Source organism: Streptomyces pimonensis, assembly GCF_041380215.1.
In the GTDB taxonomy this organism is placed as follows: domain Bacteria; phylum Actinomycetota; class Actinomycetes; order Streptomycetales; family Streptomycetaceae; genus Streptomyces; species Streptomyces pimonensis.
On record NZ_JAHWZY010000022.1, the window covers coordinates 19,961 to 32,557 of the forward strand.

10 protein-coding genes are annotated in these 12,597 nt (G+C 73.4%); 4 read left to right on the plus strand and 6 right to left on the minus strand.

The window, feature by feature from the left end; translation table 11 throughout:
- The first annotated feature begins 72 nt into the window (after window positions 1–72).
- Both KYY02_RS21620 and KYY02_RS21625 read left to right on the plus strand, forming a co-directional pair.
- Window positions 73–2,565 (plus strand): MFS transporter, encoded by a 2,493-nt coding sequence (locus KYY02_RS21620; protein WP_503167870.1) that lies wholly within the window; start codon window positions 73–75, stop codon window positions 2,563–2,565.
- 108 nt (window positions 2,566–2,673) lie between these two features.
- Window positions 2,674–3,492, plus strand: a complete 819-nt coding sequence (locus KYY02_RS21625; protein ID WP_371240309.1) for a YceI family protein — start codon at window positions 2,674–2,676, stop codon at window positions 3,490–3,492.
- A 9-nt stretch (window positions 3,493–3,501) separates the two neighbouring features.
- On the opposite strand, the gene KYY02_RS21630 is transcribed toward KYY02_RS21625, so the two are convergent.
- On the minus strand, window positions 3,502–4,233 hold the full coding sequence (locus tag KYY02_RS21630) for an ANTAR domain-containing protein (protein WP_371240311.1): 732 nt from the start codon (window positions 4,231–4,233) through the stop codon (window positions 3,502–3,504).
- A 246-nt stretch (window positions 4,234–4,479) separates the two neighbouring features.
- Between KYY02_RS21630 and KYY02_RS21635 the strand changes: the two genes are divergently transcribed.
- Both KYY02_RS21635 and KYY02_RS21640 read left to right on the plus strand, forming a co-directional pair.
- On the plus strand, window positions 4,480–4,836 hold the full coding sequence (locus KYY02_RS21635) for an STAS domain-containing protein (RefSeq protein ID WP_371240313.1): 357 nt from the start codon (window positions 4,480–4,482) through the stop codon (window positions 4,834–4,836).
- A 9-nt stretch (window positions 4,837–4,845) separates the two neighbouring features.
- On the plus strand, window positions 4,846–5,328 hold the full coding sequence (locus KYY02_RS21640; protein WP_371240315.1) for a PPOX class F420-dependent oxidoreductase: 483 nt from the start codon (window positions 4,846–4,848) through the stop codon (window positions 5,326–5,328).
- A gap of 47 nt (window positions 5,329–5,375) precedes the next feature.
- On the opposite strand, the gene KYY02_RS21645 is transcribed toward KYY02_RS21640, so the two are convergent.
- From KYY02_RS21645 to KYY02_RS21665, 5 genes are all read right to left on the minus strand, one after another.
- Window positions 5,376–7,499, minus strand: coding sequence for an ArnT family glycosyltransferase (locus tag KYY02_RS21645; RefSeq protein WP_371240317.1), 2,124 nt, complete (start codon window positions 7,497–7,499; stop codon window positions 5,376–5,378).
- Window positions 7,496–8,998: a bifunctional glycosyltransferase family 2/GtrA family protein gene (locus tag KYY02_RS21650; protein WP_371240319.1), complete on the minus strand. Its 1,503-nt coding sequence runs from the start codon at window positions 8,996–8,998 to the stop codon at window positions 7,496–7,498. Before KYY02_RS21650 ends, KYY02_RS21645 begins: the two co-directional genes overlap by 4 nt.
- A 14-nt stretch (window positions 8,999–9,012) precedes the next feature.
- On the minus strand, window positions 9,013–10,584 hold the full coding sequence (locus KYY02_RS21655; protein ID WP_371240321.1) for a sensor histidine kinase: 1,572 nt from the start codon (window positions 10,582–10,584) through the stop codon (window positions 9,013–9,015).
- Complete coding sequence (locus tag KYY02_RS21660) at window positions 10,581–11,321, minus strand: response regulator transcription factor (protein WP_371240323.1); 741 nt, start codon at window positions 11,319–11,321, stop codon at window positions 10,581–10,583. Before KYY02_RS21660 ends, KYY02_RS21655 begins: the two co-directional genes overlap by 4 nt.
- A 386-nt stretch (window positions 11,322–11,707) precedes the next feature.
- A complete protein-coding gene (locus KYY02_RS21665) occupies window positions 11,708–12,580 on the minus strand; it encodes a DUF2797 domain-containing protein (protein ID WP_371240325.1) in 873 nt (290 codons plus the stop codon).
- Window positions 12,581–12,597: the final 17 nt, after the last annotated feature.

Below are 12,597 nucleotides of genomic sequence, written 5' to 3' on the forward strand. Positions count from 1 at the left end.
ATGGCAACGACCACACCGAACGGTGTGCGGGCTCATGCCAAGCACGGGGGAGGCTCCTCCACGGACGCTCCGATGACCCATCGGCAGATCATGGAGGCGCTCTCCGGGCTGCTGCTCGGCATGTTCTGCGCCATCCTGTCGTCGACCATCGTCACCAACGCCCTGCCCGAGATCGTCTCCGACCTCGGCGGCGGCCAGAGCGCCTACACCTGGGTCGTCACCGCCTCGCTGCTGACGATGACCGCCTCCACCCCCCTGTGGGGCAAGCTCGCCGACCTCACCAGCAAGAAGATCCTGGTCCAGGCGGCCCTGGTCGTCTTCGTCATCGGCTCCGTCGTGGCCGGTCTGGCGCAGAACCCGGCCATGCTGATCACCGCCCGCGCCATCCAGGGCCTGGGCGCCGGCGGTCTGTCCGCCCTGGCACAGATCATCATGGCCGCGATGATCTCCCCGCGTGAACGCGGGCGTTACTCCGGCTACCTGGGCGCGACCTTCGCCGTCGCGACCGTCGGCGGCCCGCTGCTCGGCGGCGTGATCACCGACACCAGCTGGCTCGGCTGGCGCTGGTGCCTCTACGTCGGCGTACCCTTCGCGATCATCGCGCTGATCGTGCTGCAGAAGACGCTGAACCTGCCCGTGGTCAAGCGGAAGGCCAAGGTCGACTGGGCCGGCGCGTTCTTCGTCACCGCGGCCGTCTGCCTGCTGCTCGTCTGGGTCACCTTCGCCGACGACAAGTACGACTGGATGTCCTGGCAGACCGGCGTCATGGTCGGCGGCGCGGTCGTGCTGACGCTGGTCTTCCTCTTCGTCGAGTCGCGGGCGAGCGAGCCGATCATCCCGCTGCGCCTGTTCAGGAACCGCACCATCACCCTGGCCTCGCTGGCCTCGCTGTTCGTCGGCATCGCGATGTTCGCGGGCACCGTCTACTTCAGCCAGTACTTCCAGCTGGCCCGGGGCAAGTCCCCGACGATGTCGGGCGTCATGACCATCCCGATGATCGGCGGCCTGTTCATATCGTCCACGGTCTCCGGCATCGTCATCACCAGGACCGGCAGGTGGAAGAGCTGGCTGCTGGCCGGCGGCGTCCTGCTGACGGCGGGCCTGGGCCTGCTCGGCACCATGCGCTACGACACCCCCTACTGGCGCATCGGCGTCTTCATGGCGCTCATGGGCCTCGGCGTCGGCATGATGATGCAGAACCTGGTCCTGTGCACGCAGAACCAGGTGGACCCCCGCGACCTGGGCGCGGCCTCCTCCGTCGTGACCTTCTTCCGGTCCCTCGGCGGCGCGGTGGGCGTCTCCGTGCTCGGCTCGGTCATGTCCAGCCGGATCAGCGGCTACGCCCAGGACACCATCGGGCAGCTCAGCCCGCAGGAGCAGGCGGCGGCCGCCAAGACCTCCGGCAGCGGCACCATCCCCGACATGGACCTGCTGCCCCCGTCCATCCGCACCTGGCTGGAGAGCGCCTACGGGCACGGCATCGCCGACATCTTCCTGTACGTCGCGCCGGTCGCCCTGCTCGCCTTCCTGGTGACGCTGTTCATCAAGGAGGTCCCGCTGCGGACCTCGGGCGCGCCGGCCCAGGCCGCGGAGGCCTCGGCCGAGACCGCCCCGGAGGCGACGCCGGGCCCCGCCGGAGCCACCCGCGTCACCGACGAGCCGGTTCCGGCCGGTACGACTGCGGCCGCGGCACCGGCGCCCCCCGCCGCCTCGGACACCCCGGTCGCCGGGGCCGCGACGACGCAGCGGCTCACCGCCGTCGCCACGGCCACCGGCCCCGGTGAGCCGGCAACGCCCGCCTCCGGCGGCATCCCGGTGCGCGGTTTCGTGCGGGGCGCCGACAGCGCGCCCGTGCCGCGGGCCGCCGTCACACTGATCTCGCTGGGCGGGCGTCAGCTGGGCCGGTCGGTGGCGCAGGCCGACGGCGCGTACGCGGTGGACGTGCCCGGGGCCGGGTCGTACGTCCTGATCGCCGCCGCCGACGGCCACCAGCCGCAGGCGTCCACGGTCGTGGTGAACGGCGAGCCGGTCGCCCACGACATCCTGCTCAGCGGCACCAGCGGGCTGACCGGGCTGGTCCGCACCGCCGGCACCGGGCTGCCGGTGCCGGACGCCATAGTGGTCGTCACCGATGTGCGCGGGGATCTGCTGGCCACCGGGAGCACCGGTGAGCAGGGCGAGTTCTCGTTCGCCGGACTGGTGCCGGGCGCGGTGACCGTGGCGGTGAACGCCGCCGGGTACCGGCCGCGCGCCCTGCCCGTCGAGGTGGGCGGCACCGGGACCACCCGGGTCGAGGTCGATCTGGAGACCGGCGCCCGGGTACGGGGCGTGGTCCGCGCCCCGCACGGGCCGCTGGCCGACACCCGGGTCACCCTGGTCGACGCGGCGGGCAACGTGGTCGGCACCTCGACGACCGGTGCGGACGGGGCGTACGCCTTCGCCGATCTGGACGGCGGCGAGTACACCGTGATCGCCACGGGCTACCCGCCGGTGGCGACGGCGCTGACGGTCACCGGCGCCGGTGCCGACGACCACGACATCGAGCTCGCCCACCCGGGCGAGTAGCCGAACCCCGGCCCGTGGCGGGCGGGCGCGTCCTGTAGCGGAGACGCGCCCCCGCCACGGGCCGGTCCCATCCGGCCATTTCGTACGTGTTTGCAGGGAGAGAACGGGATGTCACTGACCGCGAGGATCCGCACCCGGGACGGATGGGCCGTGTCGCACGCGGTCGTCACGGTGACCGACGGGACCGGCACGCAGGTGCTGCGTGCCGAGGCGGACCCCGAGGGCGCCGTCCGGGACACCACCGCGCTGGCGCCGGGGGCGTACACCGTGATCGTCACCGCGGTCGGGTACGCGCCCGCCGCCGCCAGCGCGATCGTCACCGCGAGCGGGCGGGCCGAGGTCGGGACGGTGACGCTGGCCCGGCAGGGCGGCACCGAGCTGCCGCCGCCGGGCCCGTGGACCGTGGACCCGGCGCATTCGAGCGTGGCGGCCGTCGCCCAGCACCTGGGCATCTCCAGCGTGCGGGGCCGGTTCACCGAGTTCGCGGCCCTGGTGGAGATCGCACCGGACGTCGCCGAGTCGCGGGTGGAGGCGGTGATCCGGGCCGCGTCCATCGACACCGGCAACGGGATGCGCGACACCCACCTGCGGTCCCCGGACTTCCTGGACGTCGAGCGGTACCCCGAGATCACGTACCGGTCCACCGGCCTGTCCGGGGCGGGCTCCGACCGCTGGACGGTCCACGGCGAGCTGGCCATGCGGGGGGCGGTCCGGCCCATCGACCTGGACCTGGCCTACCTCGGTACCGGGGCGGACCCCTGGGGCGGCACCCGGGCGGCCTTCCGCGCCACGGCCGAACTGCGGCGCGAGGACTTCGCGATGAACTACAACCAGGTCGTCCAGGCCGGCGTCGCGGCCATCGGCGCCACCCTCCGGGTGGAGCTGGACGTCCAGGCCGTCCAGGGGACGTCGCTTCCGGCCGTGTGAGGCCCCCCGTCAGGGGGCGCTGTGCGGGTCGACGATGCGGCGGGCGAGGTCGCGCAGTTTGACGTTCTCCCGCTGCGAGGCCCGCACCAGGCTGTCGAAGGCGCCGGCCGCGTCGATGTCCATGCGTTCCATGAGGATGCCTGTGGCCTGGCCGATCAGGTCCCGGGTGCGCATGGCCTCGGTGAGCTGCTCGCGCACGGTGGCGGAGTCGAGGGCGATGCCGACGTGGGTGGTGAACAGCCGGCCGATCCGCAGCGCGGTCTCGTCGAAGGCGCGCGGCTTGCGGGCGTAGGCGGTGAGCACGGTCAGCCGGCGGCGGTCGGCCCGCAGCCGCAGCGACAGCGCGGACCGCAGGCCGAGTCCGGCCAGCGCGCCGTCGCCCTCGCCGTTCTCGCTGTCCTCGACCACGGCCACGGGGGCGGTCCACAGACGGTGCCAGTACGGCCGGTGCCCGGCTTCGGAGCCGGGGTCGCCGCTCCCCTCGGCGGTGCGCACGACGTCGTCGGTCCAGGCGAGCGTGGAGCGCCGGTCGTCCCGTTCCACGGCGGAGATGCCCGCGTGGTCGGCGCCCGGCACGAGATCGACCGCAAGACGGACCGCGGTCTCCAGGGTGCTGTCCGGGGTGGACGTCTCGTGCAGACGACGTGCCGCTTCCGTGAGCGCTTCCGCCAGATCCAACCCGGCCGGGAAACGGGGCAAATCAGAAAACTGGGACGTATCCACCACGAACCTCTTCGGCATGCACGGCACCACGGCCATGCGCAGGAGAGCTCCGCAGCACATTCCCGACTGCGAGCAAAGGACGCACAGAACTCTATCTGTTCGGTTGCGATGAGGTGACGTCCGGACCTGCGGTATCGACATCCCGGCCCGATCGCCTCCCCGATCCGCTTCCACCGGCGTCCTCCGGCGTGATGCAATGGGCGGACGGGTCAGGAAGCGGCCTTACCGGATTCCCGGACGACACACGTCTGCCAGGTGAGCGCCGTGACCTTCCCGCCGAACCCCTCCGAGCCGCGTGACGCGTCCGCGCACGCGCTGCTCCGGTTCCCCCCGGAGATCGACTCCTCCAACGCCGGGGACCTCCTCGGCACCATCGTCTCCAGGACGCGTACCGGCGACGGCCAGCAGCCCCGGGTCCTGGTCCTCGACCTCACCGCGACCCTGTTCATGGACTCCCAGGGCGTCCGCCTCATCAACGACGTACGCCGGCTGCTGCGCCCCGCCACCCGCGTGTACGTGGTGGCCCGCCCGGACAGCGTGGCGGGCCGCGTGCTGGAACTGACGGGCCTGCGCCGCGACGTCCCCGTGTACGACAACCTTCCGGAGGCCATGGCGGCCTAGGCTGACGCCATGGCACCCGACATCGCGACGAACACCCGTGTCTCCCTCGACGAGCTGCTGGACTTCGTACGGCCCCGGCACCGGGCGATCCTGCTGACCCGGCGGGCCGACGGCGGCCCCCAGGGCTCACCGCTGACCTGCGGGATCGACGACTCGGGCCGGATCGTGGTCTCCACGTACCCCGAGCGTGCCAAGACCCGCAACGCCAGGCGGGACGGCCGGGTGAGCCTGATCGTCCTCAGCGACGAGTGGAACGGTCCGTGGGTGCAGATCGACGGCACCGCCGAGGTGGTGGACTCGCCCGAGTCCGTGGAGCCGCTGGTGGAGTACTACCGGAACATCGCCGGCGAGCACCCGGACTGGGACGAGTACCGCGCCGCCATGGTCAAGCAGGGCAAGTCGATCATCCGGATCACTCCGGAGCGCTGGGGCCCGGTGGCGACCGGCGGTTTCCCGGCGCGGCTGGCAGAGGGGGAGCAGGAAAGCGCGTGAGGGCGGTGACACGGGTGTCACCGCCCCCACCCCTCGTCGGGGGGCCGTCAGCCGTCGGTCGCCTTCCGTGTGAGGTCGTAGAAGGTGGCCGAGCCGGCCGTCACCTCCTCGAAGTTCTCCTGCACCCAGGCGGAGATCTGCCCGGAGCTGCCGGAGTCCCCGCCCATGCCGCCGCCCATACCGCCGCCGGCGACGAAGTAGTGGATCCTCCCTTCGGCCACGTACTCCTTGAATCGGGCGAGCGTCGGGGACGGGTCGGTTCCGTTGAAGCCGCCGACCGCCATCACGGGCTCACCGGTGGTGAGCTGGTAGCTCGCGGCGTTCTGGGCCCCGATGGCCGCGGCGACCCAGGTGTAGTCGCCGGCGTCGGTCTCCAGCAGTTCCTTCGCCTCGGAGTCGACGTCCGCGCCGCCGAGCAGACCGCCCATGCCACCGCCGGGCATACCGCCCTCGGCGCTGCCGCCGGTTCCGTTCTGCGGGGCGCCCTGGCCGCCCTGGCCGGTGGGGCCGCCGGGGAAGCCGCGGGCGCCGTTGCCGACCCCGCCGGGCGGGGTCCGGCCCTGGCCGCCCTGCGGGTTCTGCCCGCCGGGCCCGCCCCCGCCGGGACCGCCGCCCCTGCTCGCCCCGGCCGGACCGGCGGTGACGATCGAACCGGTGTGTCCCTCCTCCACGGTGCTCAGCGTGTACGCCGTCGGACCGGCCAGCGCGGCCACCAGACCCAGCCCCGCCGCCGCGAGCGCCACCCGCCGCCCCACCCTGCCCGCGAAGACCAGCCCGAGGGCGGCGACCAGGCCGCCGACCAGGACCAGCCACTTCAGCCACGGCAGGTAGTCGGGTGTGCGGTTGAGCAGCACGTACCCCCAGGCCGCCGTGGCCGTGACGGCGGCCGCCAGGGCCGGCGAGGCCCACAGCTCCCGCCGCTTCTCCCACAGCGCCGCCGCGCCCATGCCGACCACGGCCGCGAGGTAGGGAGCGAGGGCCACCGTGTAGTACTGGTGGAAGATGCCGGCCATGTAGCTGAAGACGACCATGGTCATCAGCAGCGAGCCGCCCCACACCAGGAACGAGGCGCGGGCGAGGTCGGTCCGCGCGGCCTTCCGGGTGAGGACCAGGCCGGCGACGAGCAGGAGCAGCGCGGCGGGCAGCAGCCAGGAGACCTGGCCGCCGATCTCGGAGTTGAACATACGGTCCCAGCCGGTCTCGCCCCACTGTCCGCCGCCGCCCGTACCGCCGCCGCCGACGCTGCCGGTCTCCTCGCCGTTGAGCCGGCCGAGACCGTTGTAGCCGAAGGTCAGCTCCAGGAAGCTGTTGTTCTGCGAACCGCCGACGTACGGGCGCGACGACGCCGGCCACAGTTCGACGACCGCCACCCACCAGCCGCCGGAGACGACCAGTGCGACGGTGGCCAGGGCCAGCTGCCCCAGCCGCTTCCTCAGCCGCACGGGCGCGCAGACGCCGTGGACCAGCGCGAGGGCCGGGAGGATCAGGAAGGCCTGGAGGGTCTTGGCGAGGAACGCGAAGCCGATCACGGCCCCGGCCCACACCAGCCACTTCGTACGGCCGTCCTCCAGGGCGCGGACGACGAGGTAGCAGGCGACGGACATCAGCAGCGCCAGCATCGCGTCCGGGTTGTTGAACCGGAACATCAGCGCCGCGACCGGGGTGAGCGCGAGGACCGCACCCGCGATCAGACCGGCCGCCGGGCTGAAGCGGCGGCGGACGGCCGCGTACACGACGGCGACCGTGCCGACGCCCATGAGCACCTCGGGCACCAGGATCGCCCAGGAGTTCAGGCCGAAGACCCTGACCGACAGCTCCATCGGCCACAGCGAGGCCGGGGGCTTGTCCACGGTGATGGCGTTCGCCGCGTCCAGCGAGCCGAAGAAGAACGCCTTCCAGGACTCGCTGCCCGCCTGGACGGCCGCCGAGTAGAAGGAGTTGGCGTACCCGGAGGCGCTCAGGTCGTAGAGGTAGAGCAGTCCGGTCACCAGCAGCAGGCCGAGGAGGGCGGGGCGTACCCAGCGGGGGTCCTCGGGCCGGCCGCGCCACGCTCTGCGGGCGAGGGATCCGCGGGGTTCGCCCGCACCGGGGGCCACGTGCCGGGCTCCCTCCGGGGGGCCCGAGGTGGCGGGGCCCCCCGGGGGACCCGTCTGGTCGTACTGCGTGGTCATCGGAAGTCCCTCGGTTCGTGGCCGGAAGGCCGGGACGGGCGGGTGGGGAGCGGCGAGCGGACCGGCTGGAGCGGCAGGGTCGCGTCCTGCCGGGCGGGGGCGGGGGAAGCGTCCTGCCGGGCGGGGGCGGGGGAACCGTCCCGCCAGGCGGGCGCGGGGGAAGCGTCCTGCTGGGCGGGCGCGGGGGAACCGTCCCGCCAGGCGGGCGCGGGGGAACCGTCCCGCCAGGCGGGCGCGGGGGCGGCGGTCCCGGGGGACCGGCCGCGGTCCGGGAACACCCACGCGCGAAGGAGCAGGAACCGCAGCACGGTCGCCGCGAGGTTGGCCGCGACGAGGACCGCCAGTTCGGTGGAGTGGGCGGGTTCGCTGGTGGCGGCGTTCAGCGCGGCGAGCGAGCCGCTGGTCAGGACGAGACCGATGCCGAAGACGACGAGCCCCTGCGCCTGGTGCCGTACGGCCCCGCCGCGCCCCCGCACGCCGAAGGTGAGCCGCCGGTTGGCGGCGGTGTTGGCGACCGCGGAGACCAGCAGGGCGAGCCCGTTGGCGGTCTGGGAGCCGGTGAAGGTGCGGAAGCCGCTGTAGAGCAGCAGGTAGAAGAGGGTGGACAGGGCGCCGACGACGCAGAAGCCGACCAGTTGGCGGGCCAGCCCCTGCGGCACGTCCTCGATGTTCCGGTCGCGCGGGTCGTCGCCGAAGGGGCGGGCGAGCCGGTCCAGCGGCAGCGAACCGGTGGCCAGGGCCTTGCCGACCCGCCAGACGCCCCTGAGGTCGTCGGTCGCCGTCCTCACGATGCGCACGGTGGAGTCGGGGTCGTCGACCCAGTCGACCGGCACCTCGTGGATGCGCAGGCCCGCGCGCTCGGAGAGGACCAGCAGCTCGGTGTCGAAGAACCAGCCGCTGTCCTCCACCAGGGGCAGCAGCACCTGGGCCACGTCACGGCGGATCGCCTTGAACCCGCACTGCGCGTCGGAGAAGCGGGCCTGCAGCGAGCCGCGCAGGATCAGGTTGTACGAACGGCTGATGAACTCCCGCTTGGGGCCCCGCACCACACGTGAGCTGCGGCTCAGCCGGGAGCCGATGGCGAGGTCGGAGTGGCCGGAGATCAGCGGGGCGACCAGCGGGAGCAACGCGTTGAGGTCGGTGGACAGGTCCACGTCCATGTAGGCGAGGACGGGGGCGTCCGAGGCGGACCAGACGGTCCGCAGCGCCCGGCCGCGTCCCTTCTGCTCCAGGCGCACCGACCGCACCTCCGGAAACCGTTCCGCCAGCCGGCCGGACACGTGCGGGGTGCTGTCCGTGGAGGCGTTGTCGGCGATCGTGATGCGGAAGGCGTAGGGGAAGGTGCGGGTCAGGTGCTCGTGCAGTCTGCGGACGCACGGCTTGAGGTCCTTCTCCTCGTTGTAGACGGGGATCACGACGTCCAGGACCGGCGTGCCCGCTCCGGCGGCCGGGAGGTGCTCCCGCGCCGGCAGGGTGCCGGGAGAAGAATCGGTTCGCATGGAACCGACTCTGCTCAGGCGCCCTGTCGTGCCCATGTGGTGGGACTGTGCTGTGGCTGTGAGTACGGCTCGGGCGCCAACTGAGTTTCGACAGCAGGTAGATGGAGTGTGAACGCGGTGTGTCCCGGCACGCTGTCGACGGTCACGGCACCGCCGTGCGCGGTCGCCACGGCCTGCACGATGGCCAGGCCCAGACCGGTCGAGCCGGTGGCACGGGTACGTGCCGAGTCGCCGCGCGCGAACCGTTCGAAGACGCGCGGGAGCAGCGCGGGCGGGATCCCCGGACCGTCGTCGACCACGTCGACGCAGAGCCAGGGCCCGTTGCGGCGCACCCGGGCGGTGACGGTGGTGCCCGGCGGGGTGTGGTTGCGTGCGTTGCCGAGCAGGTTGACGAGGACCTGCTGGAGCCGGGCGGCGTCGGCGCACACCGGCGCGGGCTCGTCGGGCAGTTCGAGCCGCCAGACGTGGTCCTGGCCGGCGGCGCGGGCGTCACTGATGGTGTCCACGACGAGCGGGACGAGATCGGTCTCCTCGAACTGCAGGGGCCGGCCCGCGTCGAGCCGGGCGAGCAGCAGCAGGTCCTCGACGAGCAGGGTCATCCGGCTCGCCTCGGACTCGATCCGCCTGAGCGCGTGCCGGGTGTCGGGGCCGACCTGTTCCCGGCCGCGCCGGGTGAGTTCGGCGTAGCCCCGGATGGAGGCCAGCGGTGTGCGCAGTTCGTGGCTGGCGTCCGCCACGAACTGCCGTACCCGGGTCTCGCTCTCCTGCCGGGCGTGCAGTGCCCCGTGGACGTGGTCGAGCATCCGGTTGAGGGCGGCGCCGACCCGGCCGACCTCGCTGTGCGGGTCGCACTCGGACGCGGGCACGCGCTCCTTGAGGTGCACCTCGCCGGTGTGCAGCGGCAGTTCGGAGACGCGGGTGGCGGTGGCGGCGACCTTGCGGAGGGGGCGGGTGGCGACGCCGACCAGGACGTACCCGGCGATCCCGGCGGCGATCAGTCCGGCGCCGGTGACGCTGACCTCGACCAGGATGAGGGTCCTGATCGTGTCGTCGGTGTCGTCGGTCGGCAGCGCGACGTAGAACTCGCCGTTCCGGCCGCTCGCGTACTGCACCCGGTACTCGCCCAGGCCCGGGAGGTACACGGTGTGCCGGCGGGAGTCGCGCGGAACGCCGGCGACGGCCGCGAGCTGGGCGTCGGTGAGCTGCGTCGCCTCGGACGTCGGGACGCCGTTCTCCGTCTTGTCCTTGCTGACGATCCCGTCGGTGACCTGGCCGCCCTGGATGGCCACGCCGATGGTGCCGATGCGCTGCGGGCCCTTGGTGACGAATTCGAGGGGATCCTCGCCCCTCGGCATCTGAGGAGGCGGCTCGCCGTTCCCGGGGCCGCCCGCCGCGCGCTTGGCCGCCTCGCCCACCTGACCGTCGAGCTGCTCGTACAGATGGGACCGCAGCGCCACCGTGGTCACCGCGCCGATCACCGCACAGACCACCGCGATCAGCACCACGGACGCGACGACGAGCCGCGTCCGCAGGGTGCGCGGGGTGCGCGCCCGCCGCCGCGGACGCGGCCGTCGTCGTCCGCTCACGAGACGGCGGGCTTGATCATGTAGCCGGCGCCGCGCCGGGTGTGGATCATCGGCTCCCGGCCCGCGTCGATCTTCCTGCGCAGGTACGAGATGTACAGCTCGACGACGTTCGCCTGCCCGCCGAAGTCGTACGACCAGACCCGGTCGAGGATCTGGGCCTTGCTGAGCACGCGCCGCGGATTGCGCATGAGGAAGCGCAGCAGCTCGAACTCGGTGGCGGTCAGGTGGATGCTGTCACCGCCGCGGGTGACCTCGTGGCTGTCCTCGTCGAGGGTGAGGTCGCCGACGACCAGCATCGACTCGGAGCGGCGGTCGGCCGCGCCGGAGCGACGGATCAGTCCGCGCAGCCGGGCGACGACCTCCTCCAGGCTGAACGGCTTGGTGACGTAGTCGTCCCCGCCGGCGGTCAGCCCGGCGATGCGGTCCTCGACGGCGTCCTTGGCGGTGAGGAACAGCACGGGCACGTCCGGCAGCTCGCGGCGCAGCCGGCCGAGGATGGCCAGCCCGTCCATGTCCGGCAGCATCATGTCCAGCACGACGGCGTCGGGCCGGAACTCGCGTGCGGTGCGGAGGGCGCCCTGGCCGTCCCCCGCGCTGCGGATCTGCCAGCCCTCGTACCGCAGGGCCATGGACAGCAGCTCGGTGATCGACTGCTCGTCGTCCACCACAAGCACGCGGACGGGGCTCCCGTCCGGCCTCAGCAGTTCGGTGCGCCCCTGGGGCGAGATCGTGGTCATACCGCACACGGTGTCCGGGGCCTCTGAGAGCGCCCTTTCGGGAACCTGTGTTTTGCCTGAGAAACCCGCGGACTCCGCTCAGCCGGGCGGGCCGGACCCGCGGAGCGGCGCGGCCCGTTCGTCCTCCCCCTTCCGGTGGGCGACCGGCCGCTCGACGCCGCCGGTCAGCGGTCCGCGCGTCGAAGCGGGCCCGCACCCGGCGCGGCACCCGCTCCGGCATGAAGTGCGGGGGCACGTCGACGAGTCCGGGCAGCCCGAGCCCTTCCCGGAAGCGCCGTACGTCGCCGGCCTCGGCGCGGATGCCGGGGCGCGGATACCGGGGTGCGCGGTCATGCCGCCCGCGATCACCCGGGACCGCGCCCCGGGTCCACGGGCGCGGCCCCGGGTCAGAACAGTCCGTCCTGCGCCGCCGCCCGCTCCCTGACCGCCCTGACCGGCACCGCGAACCCCCGCCCGCCGGCCGGGAGCAGTCCCCATCCGGTCAGCAGCCGGGTGTCCAGCACCACGATCCCCCTCTGCGTCGCCAGATGCAGATCGGGACCGGCGGCGGCCGCCAGCTCCCCGCTCACCGCGCCCCCGGCGACCAGCTCGCTCACCTCCCCCACGGCGGTCGGCACCCCCGACAGCCCGAACACCCCGACGTGGTCGACCGGCCGGAACGGCTCACGGGCGAGCGACTCCGGCCATCCGTCCAGGGCGACCGCCCGCGCGTGCAGTCCGGCGATCTCGGCCGCCCGGTCCCCTTCCCCCGCCGGGAGGGCCGCCCGCACCGCCCGCTTGTCGGCGTAGGGGATCCGGTCGGGCACGCGGAGCGCGGCACGCAGCAGCTCCTCGGCGCGCCGCGCCGCCATCAGCGGCCCGGTCCCCAGCCATCTGAAGCAGACCGCTCCCTGCTCCAGCAACCGCGCCGGCCCGCGCCGCACGGCGGTGATCCCGACCTTGGCCATCCCGGGCCCGAACCACGCCAGGTAGACGCGGTAGGGCCGCGGATCGTCCGCGAGGGTGTCGGCGGCCACCGAGTGCGCCCGGTCCAGCCGGGCGCACTCCTCGCAGCGCGCCCCCGTGCTCCGCCCCGGGACCGCCGCCCCGAGCGGACACGCGTTCCCCCGCGCCCCCACGCATGTCCGCCCTCCCCCTTCCCCGATCCCGAAGGCCACCCGCTTCCCCCGGGTCAGGGCGGAGCGCCGGCCGCCCTCCCACACCAGCACGGGACCGTCCGCCGACCACCGCAGCCCCGAGCACCTCCATGCCTGTGCCATCTCCGAGGAGACTAGGG